Annotated in this window: 1 protein-coding gene; it reads left to right on the forward strand. The window is 46.0% G+C overall.

The annotated features are described in order from the left end of the window. On the forward strand, window positions 1–669 hold a 669-nt coding region (locus tag AB4653_RS19535; protein ID WP_372105063.1), incomplete at its 5' end, for an EF-Tu/IF-2/RF-3 family GTPase. Window positions 670–733 lie beyond the last annotated feature (64 nt).

A 733-nucleotide genomic window follows, 5' to 3' on the forward strand; every position in this document is an offset into this window, starting at 1 on the left:
GATCCAAAACACCGTGACCGTATCGCATTCATGCGTATCGTATCGGGTACTTACGACCAAGGTATGAAGATGAACCATGTTCGTACTGGTAAGAACGTCAGTATCTCTGATGCAGTAACCTTCATGGCGGGTGACCGTGCTCGTGCTGAAAAAGCATACGCGGGTGACATAATTGGTCTGCATAACCACGGCACAATTCAGATTGGCGATACCTTTACTCAAGGCGAAAGCTTGAAGTTCGCAGGTATTCCTAACTTTGCGCCTGAGCTATTCCGTCGTATTCGTCTGCGCGATCCATTGAAGCAGAAGCAACTTCTAAAAGGCTTGGTTCAGCTTTCTGAAGAGGGCGCGGTTCAAGTATTCCGTCCTTTGCAAAATAACGATCTGATCGTTGGTGCAGTTGGTGTACTTCAGTTTGATGTGGTTGTAGCGCGCTTGAAAGCGGAATACAACGTTGAAGCGATTTACGAAGGTGTGAACGTTGCAACTGCACGTTGGGTTGAATGTGATGACGCTAAGAAACTAGAAGAGTTCAAACGTAAGAGCCAAGCTAACCTAGCGTTAGATGGTGGTGATAACCTATCTTACATCGCACCGACTATGGTGAATTTGAACCTAGCTTCTGAACGTTTCCCAGAAGTTCAGTTCCGAGCGACGCGCGAGCACTAATTACTCTGCGCTCTATTCGAGTTAAACAAAAACGTCTATTGTTCTGCAATAGGCGTTTTTTTAT

It is taken from the genome of Vibrio sp. 10N.222.48.A3 (assembly GCF_041475345.1).
In the GTDB taxonomy this organism is placed as follows: Bacteria; Pseudomonadota; Gammaproteobacteria; order Enterobacterales; family Vibrionaceae; genus Vibrio; species Vibrio tasmaniensis_A.